The sequence below is a fragment of the Thioalkalivibrio sp. ALJ4 genome (genome assembly GCF_000377225.1).
Taxonomy (GTDB): Bacteria; Pseudomonadota; Gammaproteobacteria; order Ectothiorhodospirales; family Ectothiorhodospiraceae; genus Thioalkalivibrio.
Window position 1 is genome coordinate 611,139 of record NZ_KB897918.1, and the last position, 15,207, is coordinate 626,345.

The window sequence follows — 15,207 nt, forward strand, 5'->3', positions numbered from 1 at the left end:
TGGTAGATACCCCTAGGGGGCGCGGCGGGGTTCCGCGTCACAACCCTCATGAAATCGGGGTTGGTTGTGGGGCGGACCGCATCTACCGAAGGTCTAGGGTAGCTTTCGGGCCGTTCGGGCCAGCCGGCTGTCAGGAGACGCCGCTCGGGGAGGGATCTCATGTCCACTGATTCGTACATCCATTTGCTGCATCCGCGTCGCTGGCGGCGTTCAGGTCTGGTGACCGCGTCGGCGGTCGCGCTGATGGCCTGTGGTCCCGGGGATGGGCAGTCGGAAGTGCCGGGGGTGTCGGGCTCGTCGCTGGAACATCCGGAGGGCACCGGTGAACTGGTGGTGGTGACCCGCAATGCCCCCACCGCCTGGTTCTACGACCGCCACACCGAGACCGCAGGCCCGGAACACGACCTGGTGGAAGCCTTCGCAGCCGCGCGTGGCTGGGAGGTCCAATGGAAGGTGGTGGACTCGGTGGGCGAGGTGCTGAAGACCCTGGCCTCCGGCGAGGTCCATATGGCGGCGGCCGGTCTCACGCATCTGGAATCGCGCGATGCGGATTTCCTCCGCGGGCCGCAGCATACCGAGGTGACCGAGCAGGTCGTGTGTCACCGCGATCGCGGCTCGCTGCCGGAGTCGGCCGCCGATCTGGACGGGCTGGAGCTGGCAGTCAGCGCCGGCAGCGCCTACGTCGAAACCCTGCAGGCGCTGGACGAGCCGGTGGCCCATCGCGCCGAGCCGGAGGGCACCGAGCGGCTGTTGGCGGCCGTGGAAGAGGGCGAACTCGACTGTACAGTGGCCGACTCGCATATCGTCGACCTCAACCAGCGGATCTTCCCGCACCTGGAAGTGGCCTTCGACGTGAGTGATGAACGCGCGATCGGCTGGTATCTGCACCCCGATTTCGAGGAACTTGCGGCGCAGGCGGGTGCGTGGATGGACACCGACGAGGGGACGCAGGTGCGTGCCCGGGTGGACGAGCAGTACTATGCCTACGTCCCGGAATTCGACTTCGTGGACCTGCGTGCGCTGACCCGGCGCATCGACCAGCGGCTGCCGGATTTCCGCCCGGTGTTCGAGGAGGCCGCTGACGAGTACGAACTGCCAGCCGACCTGCTGGCCGCGCTGGCCTACCAGGAGTCGCACTGGGATCCGCAGGCGCGCAGTCCCACCGGGGTGCGCGGGATGATGATGTTGACCCAGCGCACCGCGCAGGAGCTGGGGATCGAGGATCGCCTGGATCCGGAGCAGAGCATTCGCGGTGGCGCGCGCTACCTGCACCAGATGCACGAGCGCCTGGACGAGGACATCCCGGAACCGGACCGTACGTATCTCGCGCTGGCGGCCTACAACATCGGCCGCGGGCACCTGCTGGATGCACGGCGCCTGGCGAGAGAACTGGATCGCGACCCAGACCGCTGGGCGGACATGCGCGAGGTGCTGCCGCTGCTGACCGAGGAACGCTATTACCGCGATCTGCGGTTCGGCTACGCGCGCGGTTACCAGCCGGTGTACTACGTGCAGCGCATCCGCAACTACCGTGCCGTGATCCGGCCCGCCTTCGTGGGGGACGAGGTCGCCGTGGACGGGCCGGCGCCGTCCATCTTCTCGCGGCTGCTGTCGGACTGAGCGGGCCTCCGGTCAATTCTTCTTCCAGCGTCTGCGCCCAGGCGGGCAGCAGCTACGTCTAGCGAAGCGGGCAAACCTCAACAAGGTGGGTGTCCTTTTTTTTCGTCGCCTTCTCAACCCGTCTTCGCAACCAAACACCGTCATCGCGAGGCGCGCAGCGCCGTGGCGATCTCCGAGGGTGTGTCCCCAGCGCTGGCCAGGGCGGACGCGGGAGGTAGCGTTCGGAGATGGCCACGGCCCCTGCGGGACCTCGCCATGACGGCCAGAAAAAACTGGGTGTCCTCTCTATCTTCGTCGCCTTCTCAACCCGTCTTCGCAACCAAACACCGTCATCGCGAGGCGCGCAGCGCCGTGGCGATCTCCGAGGGTGTGTCCCCAGCGCTGGCCAGGGCGGACGCGAGAGGTAGCGTTCGGAGATGGCCACGGCCCCTGCGGGACCTCGCCATGATGGCCAGAAAAAACTGGGTGTCCTCTCTATCCACCACTGGCAGAGGCAAACGTCAGGAGTTGCGTTCGGAGATTGCCACGCCCCCCGGGGCCTCGCTCTAACGGGCAATAGAATGATGCTATCGAGGTCCGAGCCCTTTTCCCGCTGGTTTTCGCGTGTCGTTCAGGCGGAACCCGGATTCCTCGCAATGGTCCATCGGTATGTGTTCGGGGCAGGGGATCCGGCAGGCCGACAAACACCGGCTGTCAGCGCATCAAGTCGGAAGGACGGTGGACGTGATACGGAACAGGATCTGCGCATGCCCCATGGTTCTGGTGGCCGTGGCGCTTCTCGTGTTCGGCCTGAGCGGCAACGCGGCCGCCGGGGAACGGGAGGCCGAGATCGTGCAACTGGTGGAAGGCCTGGACGAGGACGAGCTCATCGTCTTTGAGCCGGACGACGCCCAGTACACCGTGACGGTCTTTACCGACGTCAACTGCCCTTATTGCCGCGAGTTCCATCAGCAAATCGACGATTACCTCTTATGGGACATCCGCATTCGCTATGCGGCGTTCCCCGTCATCGGCAACGCCTTCGAGCAGATGGAGGCGTTGTGGTGCAGCGACGACCGGCAGGATGCCATCACCCGGGCCAAGCTGGGCGAGACCATAAAGGCGGAAGACTGCCCGAACCCCGTGGCCGATCATCTGGCCATCGCCCGGGAGCAGCGGTTCCGGGGCACCCCCACCATCATCACCCCTCAGGGCCGGATCAGGTACGGCCTTGTCTCCGCCGCCGAACTCGTGGATATGCTGGAAGCCGAGGCGGCCCGGTAAGCAGCGTCTCAAGAAGGTGGGTGTCCTCATCTTGACCTTGAACAACGAGTAGCCACCGCATCGAGAAGATGGGTGTCCTCTTGTTCCTAAGCCGTTAGTGCGCGTTTTCTGCAGCTACGCGGCTGGCTGCCCGTTCTCTCTGTGCCCGTCGAACCGCATCGGCTGCACGGCGTCCAGCTTCACGCTCTTCCGTGCACACCAGAGGTCGTGCTGATCCTGCATGGCCAGCCAGCTTTCCGGCGATCGGCCGAGCGTTTTGGACGCAGTGCCATCTCGGGACTCACCCCGCTGCGTCCCTGCAGGACGCGCCCCAGGGTGGAAGGCGAGACATCGAGCTTGCTGGCTAGGTGGCGGGCACTCAGCTCAAACGGTTCCAGATAGACCTCGCGAATGAACGCGCCCGGATGCGGAGGGTTGTGCATGGTCATCAGTGGTAATCCTCGAAGCCTACGGCAGTCGTCGCCACAGCGAAGGAAGATGGGCGTCCTCTTTTCCCCTTTTCCCGAGAGAGATTACAAAAAAGGCCCGGTCCATTGAGACCGGGCCCTGGTGTCGACGCTGCCGAAATCAGGTGCCGATCAGGCCGCCATCATTCTTGGTGACTACCACAGTGGCGGGACGGGGCCGGCCACCGCGGGCGCCATCGGGCCAGGAACTGATCGCCTTCGGCTCCTTCGGGTTGCTGTGGCGGTGATTGACGTAGTGGTCTCCACCGCCGCCTGGGTGCTGGATGTTTACGAACAGCGTCGTGCCATCGGGGCTAACGTGTGCGCCAGTGATTTCCGAGCCGACGGGCCCGGTCAGGAATCTGCGCACTTCGCCAGTTTCCGTATCGGCGGCCATCAGCATGTTGTTTCCAAAGGCTTCATAGGCGCCACCCTTGCGCGGATAGATGCCCCCGCCACCCATGTCCGTATTGATCCAGAGAATGCCCCTCGGGTCGAACGCCATCCCGTCGGGTTGTGCAAACATGTCGCCGCGAATGTTTCCGCGTCGGTTGGGGGATTCGTCATTCGGGTTGCCGGCCATGACGAAGATATCCCAGCGGAAGGTATCGGCGGCCGGGTCGTTGCCCGTTTCTTTCCAGCGCAGGATATGGCCCATTACGTTGTCCTCGCGCGGGTTCGGGGCATTCGGGTCCTTGCTGCCGAAGTCGCGGCGAGTTAGTGACCCTTCATCGCCCCGGCGGCCGTTCTGGGTCAGTGCAACGTAGGCCTGACGGGTTTCCGGATGTACGGCGATCCACTCGGGTCGATCCATGGGCGTGGCACCGACGACGTCGGCAGCCTTGCGCGCGTGTACCAGGACGTCGGCCTGGTCCTTGAAGCCGTTTGCCTCGGTCAGCCCGTTTTGTCCGTAGACCAGCGGGATCCATTCGCCGCCACCTTGATCATCGTAGCGAGCGACATACAGGGTGCCATCGTCGAGCAGATCGCGATTGGCCTCGCGGTCCATCGGCTGCCACGGTTTGCTGGAGACGAACTTGTAAACATATTCGAACCAGTCATCGTCGCCCATGTAGTAAACCACTCGACCATCCTTGGCGAGCGTGAACGCCGCATTTTCGTGCTTGAAACGGCCTAGCGCTGTCCGCTTCACAGGCGTGGAGTTCGGGTCGTAAGGATCGATTTCCACCACATAGCCGAAGCGGTTCGGTTCGTTCGGGTTCTTGCCGGTGTCGAAGCGTTCATCCGCATCGGCCCAGCGCCATCGGGGGTTGTCACTGACGCCGTAGCGCTTGTAGGCCTCGGGCACTTCGGCTGTCGGGTGGCGGAAGTAGACATCCCAGTTTTCTTCACAGGCGAGATAGGTGCCCCAGGGGGTGTAACCGTGTGCACAGTTATGAAAGGTGCCAAGGATCTCGCGGCCTTCAGGGTCAGCTTCCGTCTTGAGCAGTTCGGACCCGGCAGCAGGGCCACCGACTCGCATCGGAGTGTATGCAGTCACTCGACGTCCGTATTTGGACGGACGCACGACTTCCCACTGGCCGTCTACCTTGCGCACCTCGATGACCGACACGCCGTGAGCAGCCTGAGATTTGCGGACCTTCTCCGCGGTCAGATTGGCCTGGCCATCTGGACCCTCGCCGTCCCCGTGCAACAGGCCTTCATCGGTGAATTCGTGGTTCATGACCAGCAGGCCGTGGTCAGCGTTGTCCGAACCCAGAGGCAGCGGGAAGAACTGCATGCCGTCGTGGTTCATGCCCGCCTGCTGAGCCTGTTCCTCGGCGGTATTCAGGCCATCCTGGCGGAAGGCCGGGCCGTCGGAAACGGGGTCGCCCCACGCGTAGAGAACGCGTGCGGTGTAGTTCAGCGGTACTCGCACCTGGTCAGCGGTCGAGGTCGAGATGGCGTCAAAACCGAGGCGCCCGCCCCCGGCTGCTTGTGAAGCCACGCCGATCGCGGACGCGGATGCACTCCCCGGGGCAGCGAGGGCGGTGCCGCCTAGGAAGGCGGCGGACGCCAGGCCGATTCCGCCGGCCATAAAGTCTCGGCGCGAAACCCGGCGTTCAATGAGCGTGTCGATCGATTCGTTTTTGTGGCGCATGGTCGTCTCCCGTTAGTACGTACTTGAACGTAACGGGAACGCTAATTGGGGACTGTTTCAGGCCTGTTTCCGCCAGGCGAAGAATGTGTGACTTGATTGGCAACGAGAGTCCGTCAGCCGAAGGGACCGGGCGGCGACAGGAAGGTAGCGGTTGTCCCGTTCTTCTATTCGTTGCGCTTCCAAGCGGGAATGACCGTCGTGGTTTCAGAAGGCCATCGAGGTACGGCCCCGATTTGTCCGACATAGCTATCCACTTGAGTCCTTGTCATCGCCCTCGTCGCTTTCCTCCAGCCCCAGCCGTTGGTGCCACTCGGCGATGCTTTCCTCCGGGAAACCGGAGAAGCATTGACTGGTGTCGTCTGCCTCCACATCCACCCAGTTGGCCTTGCTGTCGAGCAGGATATGGACGTGCTCGGGCGGGGTCGGCAGTTCGCTGTCGATGGCGGAGGCAAAGGGGTGGACGAGGTCGGGCCAGCGCGGATCATAGACCCAGAGAGCACTGGCGCAGTGGCGGCAGAAATGGCGCTCGCCGACGCTCGGCTCGCCGTCGATCACTGCATGGTAGATACCCGTGTGCTCGGCGCCCTCGACCTCCAGCGTCTCGGCGCGTCCGCTCAGGTTGATGGCATAGCCGCCGCCCCCGGCGGTCTTGCGGCATATCGAGCAGTAGCAGCGCTGGTAGGGATACGGATGCGGCGATTCCACGCGAAAACGCACCACGCCGCAGTGACAGGACCCTTCGAGCAGCATGTCCTCTTCTCCCGATGTGGGGGCTTACTGTGAGTCTAGTGCAGGCTCACGACACCCAATAGAAAGCCCGTGGAGCGGTTCCTTGGCCGTTACCAATCGGGTCTGGCGCCATGCGCTCGGATCAGGTGCAAGGGCCGTCCCTCGTTTGTCCTGTGCGGACAAAGCAGCCAAACCGGGCACTTTGGCCGACAAAGTGCTGAATTGTCGGTTTGTTACGACGACGGTTATGGCCTGCGAAGGAAGATGGGTGTCCTGCCGCTGGAAAGCCCGTGGAGCGGTTCATTTGGCCGTTACCAACCGGGCCTGGCGCCATGCGCTCGCATCAGGTGCAAGGGCCGTCGCTCGTTTGTCCTGTGCGGACAAAGCGGCCAAACTGGCAAAGGGGTCAGACCTTGCTTCTTGCCCCTCCCGTTGTCCGGCCTGCGAAATCCAAAGGTAGTCCCCCTAACGTCACTTTGTGCCCCCGTAAGGGCAAAGGTCGACCCCTAACTTCGTATGTGCGTTGCGCAGCAGCGCTTAGACCGGTCGTATGAAGGTGGCAGGTTCAATCCTGCCGGGGGAGCATTTCCGGTTTACGTGCCGGTTTCCAGTTCCGCCAGGAACTGGCGCAGCGGCACCTCTTCTGACAGGTCCCCGTAGAGCATCGAAACCTCGCCGTTCGCGTCAGTCTTCAGCAGCGACGGGGTGGCGAACACCGACTGGGTGATGCCCTTTTGGGGCTCTTCCAGCAGATCAACCTCCAGGGGATGGAGGTCAGTACGGCCGATTTGCTCCAGCATTCGGGCTAGATTGGCCCGCGCGCGCTGCGAGCGGGGGGCCGATCCGGTCACGAACAGGGTCAGCACGGGGATGGGGTTTTCGCCGCGGTCCCGGGTCTCGTTCATGGTTCAGTTCCTCCGTCGGTGGGCAGGGCGTGGTCGGCAGAGCCTGGAGCGTGATCCGGGTCCCTGCGCCGACGGATGTCCTCGCGGTAGTTGTGTTCCAGGCGGTCGGTCTCGCCGCTGATCTGCCCCAGGTGATCGCGTTCGGCCTCCAGCCGTCGTTGCTCAGCCTGGGTCTGCAGGATGCGCTGTTCCAGATCCAGACGGCGGCGTTCGCGCTCCAGCTGCCGCTGGCGCTCGTGTTCCCGGTCCTCGCGCTCTTTTATCGCGCGCGCCGTGCCCATTAGTACCTCGGACCCGGACTCGTAGGCATCAGCGAGGTCCAGCCCACTGTCGGACAGGATCAGTTCGCGCTGCTGATTGGAGTGGGCCGAACCCCGGGATTTCACGATCGACAGCGACCGGTTTCGTTCGCCGCCGCGCTCGTTGTACCCAACGACGATCCAGGTATCGGCCAGGGTGGAGACATCGCCCAGCGTGGCTTCGCCTTCCGGATCTTCCACGCCGCTGAGAGCGGTGAGGATGGTCGTGATGCCGCGTCGCCGGGCAAGGTCAACCAGCTGTTCGGTCGCCAAGTGTGCGCCCTCCGTAGAGGTCGCCTTCAGCAGAGCGGAGACCGGGTCGATCACCAGGCAGTCGGGGCTAAAGTTGTCGACCAGACGACGCAGGGCGAGGAAGTGTTCGGTAACACTGGAGGCGTAGGCGGAAAAATCCTGGAAACGCATGGCCCCGCGGGCGATCGGGGTGGCCAGGTCGATGCCCACCGATGCCAGGTTGCGGACATAGGTGGCTTCCAGCTCGTCGAAGCTGATGTACAGCACGCGTTCGCCCTCCCGGGCCCGGGCCTCCGCGAAGCTCCCGGCCAGGGTGCTCTTGGCTGTGCCAGGGCGGCCGGAGATCAGCAGGCTCGATCCACGGAAGATCCCGCCACCCAGCAGGCTGTCCAGACGCGGGATACCGGTGCTCAGACGTTCGCTGCCGGCGGCAACCCGACCGAGTGGTGGGATCTCGTGATAGGGGAGCTGGACGCCCTGGTCGTCCAGCAGCATCGGCATCTCGTCAGTGACATGGGCGCTGCCTCGGTATTTGGTGATGCGCAGCGAGCGGTTGAGTTTCTGATGGGCTACGTGGGCGGACAGCAGCAGGCTCGACGACAGCAGGAACTCGATTCCTTCCAGCCAGGCCGGTGCCTGGCTGGCACCGCGAGCCTTTCCAGTGAGCAGTACCGCCCAGTTGTGGTTCTCGCAGTGGTCGTTGATCCGTCGAATCTGCTCGATCGCTGCATGCCGGTTTGGTTGAAGCTGCAGCAGCTGGTCGATGCCGTCGAAGATCACCCAGCTTGCATCGCCGCCGGCCGCGGCGGTGATCCCGCTCAGCAGGCCCTCGATGTCGAACTCGCCGGCCGTTTCGGCCCCCGGATGCGGTCGCGCGTCGATCAGCTGCCAGCGGTCGGAGTCCAGTAGCCCGGCGCCCCAGTCGAAGGAGGCGGCGTCGCGGCGGACCTGCGCTGGTGATTCCTCGAAGGTGACGAATACGCCGCCTTCACCGCGTTCCACCGCTCGCGCCAGAATCTGCAGGCACAGGACCGTCTTGCCGGCGGCGGGCTGCCCCAGGACGAGCGTCGCCTGGCCGGTGGGTAGTCCGCCCCGGGTTGCGCTGTCCAGCCCGGCGATGCCTGTTTCTCGCTTTTGCAGTTCGCTTGTGGATGTGTCCATGCGTATTCCTTTGATCAGGCCGGTGGCGGGTTGCTGCGGGCCAGCGGCAGGCGGCTTCGCCGCTCCAGCAACCAGCGAAAGTCTTCCGCCTCCAGCGGCATACTGTAGTAGTAGCCTTGGCCGAAGGGGCAGCCCATTTCCAGCAGGGCCTCGGCGACCGCGGCGGATTCGACGCCTTCGGCGACGATATCCGCATCGATCGCCCGGGCCAGCGACGCTACTGTCTCCACGATGCTGCGATTAAAGGGCTCATCCAGCAGATGGAATACGAAGCCCTTGTCGATCTTGATCTCGTCGAAAGGGTACTGCTTGAGGTAGAGCAGCGAGGAGTAACCCGTACCGAAGTCATCCAGTGACAGGCGCACTCCCATCTCATGCAGCGTGCGTATCTGTTGCCGCAGGGCGGCGGATTGATGAATGAACACGCCTTCGGTGATCTCCAGCGCCAGTTCCTCCGGAGCCACGCCTGATTCATCGAGGATTTTGCGCACGCGCCGTGCGAAGTTGCCGACTTGGAACTGGGTCAGTGACACGTTCACCGACACACGGACGGGTGCGAGCCCGGCACCGCGCCATTCGCGCAGATGCCGGCAGGCCCGCGCGAGCGCCCAGTCGCCCACCGCGGTGATCAGCTGACTCTGTTCGGCCACGGCGATGAACAGGTCGGGCGGGAGCAGGCCGCGTTCGGGATGATTCCAGCGCAGCAGGGCCTCGCAGCCCACCAGCTGGCCGCTGGCCAGATCGACCTTGGGCTGGAAGTGCAGTTCGAGTTGGTCTTCGTTCAGGGCCTGACGCAGTTCGCGCGTGAGGTCGATGCGCTGCTGGGTCTCCTCGAGCAGACGGGTGGTGAACGCCGACCAGGGTTCCGACGACTCCGCACGGTTACGGAACTGGGCGAGTTCCGCCTCGTGCAGCAGATCCTCGGCCGTGCGCTGCTGCGTGCCCATCCGGGTGTATCCCACACGGATCGAGACCTCGAAGTCCGTTCCTTGGATCGCGAAGGGCGCGGTCAGCGCATCGTGCAGTTCGCTCAGGGCGAGTTCCAGTGGCTCGCGGGGCTCCGGCATGAACAGGGTGAACTCGTCGCCGCCCAGCCGGCCCGCCAGGCCCCGCTCGCCCGCCTGTGCCTCCAGGCGCCGGCCGAATTCCGTTAGCAGCCAGTCACCGGTCTGGTAGCCGTAGGCCTCGTTGATGTCGCGCAGCGCATTGATGTCGGTGTTTACGAGGAGGCCAGCGGGGTGCCAGTGTCCCCCGTCGATCCGCTGCTGCAGCGCCCGCGCGAAGCCCGGACGTGACAGCAGACCGGTCAGGACGTCCTCGTAGGCGATCCGCCGCAGTTGCTCCTGGGCCTTTTTCAGGGAGGTGATGTCCTGCTTGATCGCCACATAGTTGATGATCTGTCCCTGTTCGTCCTTGAGCGGGGAGATGACCTCCTGTTCCCAGAACAGCGTCCCGTCCTTGCGCCGGTTCTGGATCTCTCCGGTCCAGGTTTCTCCCTCGGTGATGGTCGCCCACAGGTCCCGGTAGATATCGTCCGGCGTATTGCCACTGCGGATCCGTGCCGATGTCTGTCCCTCCAGCTCCTCGCTGGAATAGCCCGAGATCCGTTCGAAGGCCGGGTTCACGTATTCGATGCGGCCCTGCAGGTCGGTCACGGCCACCGCCGCCGGGCTCTGTTCGATGATGTGGCGGAAGCGGTGCAGCAGGCGCTCGCGTTCGCGGTGCTGGGTCAGGTCCTGAAAGGCGCCCTGTGCGCCCACGATGCGGCCGTCGGGATCACGTATCGGCTCCCCCAGGGCGCGCACCCATTTGCGCTGACCTTCGGCGTCGATGAGGGCCAGTTCATCGTCGTAGGGGATGCCCCGTTCGACGCAGTCATTGAATAGGGCTCGGATCCGGTCGCGCGACTCGGGGGCGTAGAAATTGATCCCCTCTTCGAGCGGTGGGGAATAACCATGAGGGAGGGCGTGGATCTCTGCGACAACCGGGGACCAGGCGATCCGGCCGTCATCAAGATCCACCGACCAGCCACCCACGCGCGTGATTCGGCCGGCCATCTCGATCAGATGGGCCTGGCGTTGCAGCTCGGCCTCGGCCGTATGCAGGTCGGTCACGTCGGTGATTACCGCGCCCGCCCGCTGTTTCTGACCGTCAGGAAGACCGAGCGGATAGTAGTTCACCCGGAGCCGATGGCGCTGGCCATCCGCCGAGGTGCGCTCGGTCTCGTAGCGTACGGCCTCACCGCCGAGGCAGCGATCGAGATGGGGTTTGACGGTCTGCTCGAAATAATCCGCACCCAGGACCTCGGGCAGCGAACGCCCCGCGAGTTCCGTGTCATTCAGTCCGTAATGCTCGCGGTAGGCGCGGTTGACCCAGACGTAGCGGTAATCGGCGTCCGCGATGCCGCACAGGTCCTCGCTTTTTTCCAGAAGATCGTGGAGGTGTTGAAGGAGTTCGCTCTGGGCGTGCAGCCGCGCTGTCGTCTCGTCCGGCGAATACAGCATCCGTCGGAGCGTCGTTGCCAGTCCGGACTTTTCCGCCTGTGCTCCGATAGGTACCAGAGCGGCGGATACAGCCCGCCGAAACTCCTCCAGCTTGCTCTGCGTGGTTTCTTCCGGTGTCTTGCGGCGGCGAAGACGTACCAGACGGAATGCGATCACCGTGAGGGCGGCGGAGAGCAATCCGGCGATCAGTGCCGAGAGCGGGCATACATAGAAGCTGGAAAGACCAGCCGGGATCAAGATGCCCGCTCCGGTGTCGTGCGGTGGCCGAACCCTTTGCCGATGGACTCTGCGAGGGCCCGGAGTGCCGTCGGTGTATGAGCGATTGAAACCAGGTGGACCGGATCATGCAGGGCGCGGTAGCGGGCTGCGTCACCAGTCCCTGAAAGTACGAACCCGGCCCGGCACCAAGTGCGGTTCATTTTTACTGTGATACCTGTATTAGACCAGTATCATACGATATAAGGTCTGCACATAACCGTCGAGTGATTCCACTCTCGCCCTCTTCGAATATCGCAAGGTGCGTTACCGGAGCCTGAAGAAAAACCGGCGCCGCTGCACAGCCCGTTCGCCCTTTCGCCCAGCAAAGGGGTCTACCTTCAGACCTGTTTTGTGTCCCCGTACAATGGAAAGCGCTAAAGGCAAGTTCTGACCCGCTGGCTTCTCTTCTACAAGCCCTCCGGGTTTCCGTCGCGGATCTTGCCCGTGCCGGCTTCCTCGCCGTCGCGCAGCCAGGTAATGCTGTCGCCTTCAATCGAGAGTCGCCAGCAGTCCGAACCCCCGTTGAACGTCATGCACAGGGCATCGTCCTCGACCGTCCAGCTGGACTCGATCTCGTCGTTCTCGTTAAGCATTTCTCCGTCTTCGGCGAAGTAGTCCACCGTGCGCCCCGCGCCGTGAATCTTGGAATCGACGGTGTCTCCGGAGATAGCGGCCTCGATCTCCGAACCCGTCGCGGGTTCGAGATCCGCAAACGCGGGTGTGACCGCGAGGGCAAGGATGCTCAGGATCATGACACGCATGGTGGCCTCCTGGATCAACAGCTTCAGGGGCTCGCACGCCCTCAGCCTCGTAAAGCATCGTGCAAACGCCCGAACCCGTCATGCTGCATGTCGAACACAGTGCCGACAAGCCTGCGTACTCATGCAATCGTGGTTTTCCTCGGGGTATCTCCGTGGATGCCCCGGGCGTTGGCCGAAACGGGCACGGGCGCTACGTTCGCAGATGGCCACGCCCCCTTCGGAGCCTCGCCATGAAGGGCCAGAGAAAAGGAGACACGGCCCTTACGCCGAGCCTGGCCGCTTCAGTTTTCATCATTTCTCTCGTTGTTAATCTCCAGACCCAGCCGCTGGTGCCACTCGGCGATGCTCTCCTCCGGGAAACCGGAGAAGCATCGGCTGGTGTCGCCTGTCTCCACCTCCACCCAGTTGGCCTTGCTGTCGAGCAGGATATGGACGTGCTCGGGCGGGGTCGGCAGTTCGCTGTCGATGGCGGAAGCAAAGGGGTGGACGAGGGCGGGCCAGCGCGGATCATAGACCCAGAGGGCGCTGGCGCAGTGGCGGCAGAAGTGGCGCTCGCCGACGCTTGGCTCGCCGTCGATCACTGCATGGTAGATACCCGTGTGCTCGGCACCCTCGACCTCCAGCGTCTCGGCGCGTCCGCTCAGGTTGATGGCATAGCCGCCACCCCCAGCCGTCTTGCGGCATATCGAGCAGTAGCAGCGCTGGTAGGGATACGGATGCGGCGATTCCACGCGAAAGCGCACCGCGCCGCAGTGACAGGACCCTTCGAGCTGCATGTCCTCTTCTCCCGATGTGGGGGGCTACTGTGAGTCTAGTGCAGGCTCACGACACCCAATAGAAAGCCCATGGAGCGGTTCGTTGGCCGTTACCAACCGGGTCTGGCGCCATGCGCTCGGATCAGATGCAAGGGCCGTCCCTCGTTTGTCCTGTGCGGACAAAGCGGCCAAACCGGTCACTTTGGCCGACAAAGTGCTGAATTGTCCGTTCGCTACCCCGACGGTTCTGGCCTGTATGCGGCGAAAACGGCCGTAGCAAAGGCCGGCGGGGCTCTTGGCGCGCTTTCTGCACTGGGGTTGAGTGGCCCGGCTGAATGCCGGGGAACCATGAACCCCAACCGTCAGGAGTTCGCTCGCATGAAGCACTCACGCTTGTTCGCAGCGGGGCTTGTCGCCTCGCTGGCGATGGCCGGCACCGCATCCCAGGCCGTCGCCGACAATGACGAAATCACCCGTGGCCAGTTGATGGCCGCTTCCTGCATGGCCTGCCACAACGCCGCCGCGGCCGCAAAAGGTGTTCCCGATCTCGGCCGAGTCTCGGCGGGTGTCATCCAGAGCCAGATGCGCGCATTCCGCGATGGCGAGCGTGACGCGACCATCATGGATCGTCACGCCAGGGGCTACACCGACGAGGAGATCGAAGCGATGTCGGTCTACTTCGCGCGCTTCTGATCACGGGGGATAACAACAATGCATAACTTTACGCGACGTCACTTCCTCAAGGCCTTCGGGATCACCAGTGCGGCCGCCCTGACCGGTATCGGTTTAACGCCTCTTGCTGCGCACAGCGCTGGCAAGGCCCACGTAGTCGTGGTCGGGGGTGGCACCGGCGGTGCCACCGCGGCGCGCTACCTGAAACAACTCTCGCCAAGCATGGCGGTCACGCTGATCGAGCCCAACGCCACCTACGTCACCTGCTACGGCAGTAACTGGGTGCTCGGCGGCTTCGAGAGCATCGAGGCGATCACGCACGGCTACGACAATCTGCGCGACCGCGACGGTGTCGATGTCATACAGGACAAGGTCATTGGCGTAGACGCCGACAGCCGCACCGTGCGCCTGGAAAGCGGCGACAGCCTGCAATACGACAAACTGGTCATGTCCCCGGGTATCGACTTCAAGTACGACGACATGCCCGGCATCGAAGAGGCCGATGCAGAGACGATCCCGCACGCCTGGAAGGCCGGCTCGCAGACCGAACTGCTGCGCGCGCAGCTACAGGCCATGCCCAACGGCGGCGTCTACGTCATGGTCGCCCCGCCCAACCCGTACCGCTGCCCGCCGGGGCCGTACGAGCGCGTCTCGATGGTGGCGTACTACCTCAAGACCCACAAACCACGTTCCAAAGTCATCGTCCTCGACCCCAAGGAGGCCTTTGCCAAACAGGGCCTGTTCGAGGAGGGATGGGCCGAACACTACGGAGACATGATCGAATGGCGTGGCGGCTCTAACGGTGGGCGCGTCGAGGAGATCGACGTCATCGGAAAGACCGCCCACGCGGATGGTGGCCAGGAGCGTGTCCGCGCGGACGTGATGAACTTCGTCCCCGCACAGCGCGCCGGACAGATTGCCCACGATGCAGGCCTCACCAACGAACAAGGCTGGGCCTCGGTCGATCAGCGGACCTTCAAGTCCGTCATGGACGACAACATCTACGTGATCGGGGATGCCAGCGTAGCGGGTGCCATGCCCAAGTCCGGCCACGCGGCCAACAACCAGGGCAAGATCGTCGCGGCGGCCATCCTCCGCGAGCTATCGGGCCAGGAGCCACTGGAGCCATCCTCGGCCAGCACCTGCTACGGCCTGATCACCCCGGACTATGGCGTCAGCATCGCCGCCGTGTACCAGTATCAAAACGGCGCTCAGGCGGCCGTCGAAGGCTCCGGTGGCGTAAGTCCGCTCGGCCAGTCTTCAACCTTCCGCCGCCAGGAGGCCGAACACACCCGCGCCTGGTACGCCGGAATCACCCAGGACATCTGGGGCTAGGCCCCAGCACTCTCCCACCCACTTCGATCGGCGCCTTCGGGCGCCGAGTTCGTTTCCGGGCAGGCCCGCAGAAAGTGGGTGTCCTCTACTCGGGGCGTCCGGGCAGGCCCGCAGAAAGTGGGTGTCCTCTACTCGGGGCGTGAGAA

At 64.0% G+C, this 15,207-nt stretch carries 11 protein-coding genes and 1 pseudogene; 4 read left to right on the plus strand and 8 right to left on the minus strand.

Features of this window, described 5'->3' with window-relative positions; all coding sequences use genetic code 11:
- Positions 1-159 precede the first annotated feature (159 nt).
- Positions 160-1,620, plus strand: a complete 1,461-nt coding sequence (gene mltF / locus C936_RS0109075) for a membrane-bound lytic murein transglycosylase MltF (RefSeq protein WP_018173991.1) — start codon at positions 160-162, stop codon at positions 1,618-1,620.
- Positions 1,621-2,373: 753 nt separating this feature from the next.
- Complete coding sequence (locus C936_RS0109080) at positions 2,374-2,883, plus strand: DsbC family protein (RefSeq protein ID WP_018138497.1); 510 nt, start codon at positions 2,374-2,376, stop codon at positions 2,881-2,883.
- Positions 2,884-2,997: 114 nt separating this feature from the next.
- On the opposite strand, the pseudogene C936_RS14270 reads toward C936_RS0109080, so the two are convergent.
- From C936_RS14270 to C936_RS0109120, 8 genes and pseudogenes are all read right to left on the minus strand, one after another.
- Positions 2,998-3,311: pseudogene (locus C936_RS14270) on the minus strand (HigA family addiction module antitoxin).
- A 139-nt stretch (positions 3,312-3,450) separates the two neighbouring features.
- Complete coding sequence (locus tag C936_RS0109090) at positions 3,451-5,430, minus strand: PhoX family phosphatase (protein WP_018138499.1); 1,980 nt, start codon at positions 5,428-5,430, stop codon at positions 3,451-3,453.
- Positions 5,431-5,676: 246 nt separating this feature from the next.
- Positions 5,677-6,180, minus strand: coding sequence for a GFA family protein (locus tag C936_RS0109095; RefSeq protein WP_018138500.1), 504 nt, complete (start codon positions 6,178-6,180; stop codon positions 5,677-5,679).
- Between the two features lie 572 nt (positions 6,181-6,752).
- On the minus strand, positions 6,753-7,064 hold the full coding sequence (locus C936_RS0109100; protein WP_018173992.1) for a circadian clock KaiB family protein: 312 nt from the start codon (positions 7,062-7,064) through the stop codon (positions 6,753-6,755).
- Positions 7,061-8,776, minus strand: coding sequence for an ATPase domain-containing protein (locus C936_RS0109105; RefSeq protein WP_018173993.1), 1,716 nt, complete (start codon positions 8,774-8,776; stop codon positions 7,061-7,063). The genes C936_RS0109100 and C936_RS0109105 overlap by 4 nt, the downstream gene beginning before the upstream one ends.
- 14 nt (positions 8,777-8,790) lie before the next feature.
- Positions 8,791-11,517 (minus strand): GGDEF domain-containing phosphodiesterase, encoded by a 2,727-nt coding sequence (locus C936_RS0109110; RefSeq protein ID WP_018173994.1) that lies wholly within the window; start codon positions 11,515-11,517, stop codon positions 8,791-8,793.
- Positions 11,518-11,945: 428 nt separating this feature from the next.
- Positions 11,946-12,299, minus strand: a complete 354-nt coding sequence (locus C936_RS14620) for a hypothetical protein (RefSeq protein ID WP_018173995.1) — start codon at positions 12,297-12,299, stop codon at positions 11,946-11,948.
- A gap of 281 nt (positions 12,300-12,580) precedes the next feature.
- Entirely contained in the window at positions 12,581-13,075 is a 495-nt protein-coding gene (locus C936_RS0109120) for a GFA family protein (protein WP_018173996.1), read from the minus strand.
- Positions 13,076-13,432: 357 nt separating this feature from the next.
- On the opposite strand from C936_RS0109120, the gene C936_RS0109125 reads away from it, so the two are divergent.
- The gene (locus tag C936_RS0109125) at positions 13,433-13,747 is read left to right on the plus strand and encodes a c-type cytochrome (protein ID WP_018173997.1); all 315 of its coding nucleotides are present in this window, start codon (positions 13,433-13,435) and stop codon (positions 13,745-13,747) included.
- 18 nt (positions 13,748-13,765) lie between these two features.
- Positions 13,766-15,061, plus strand: coding sequence for an NAD(P)/FAD-dependent oxidoreductase (locus tag C936_RS0109130; RefSeq protein WP_018173998.1), 1,296 nt, complete (start codon positions 13,766-13,768; stop codon positions 15,059-15,061).
- Positions 15,062-15,207 lie beyond the last annotated feature (146 nt).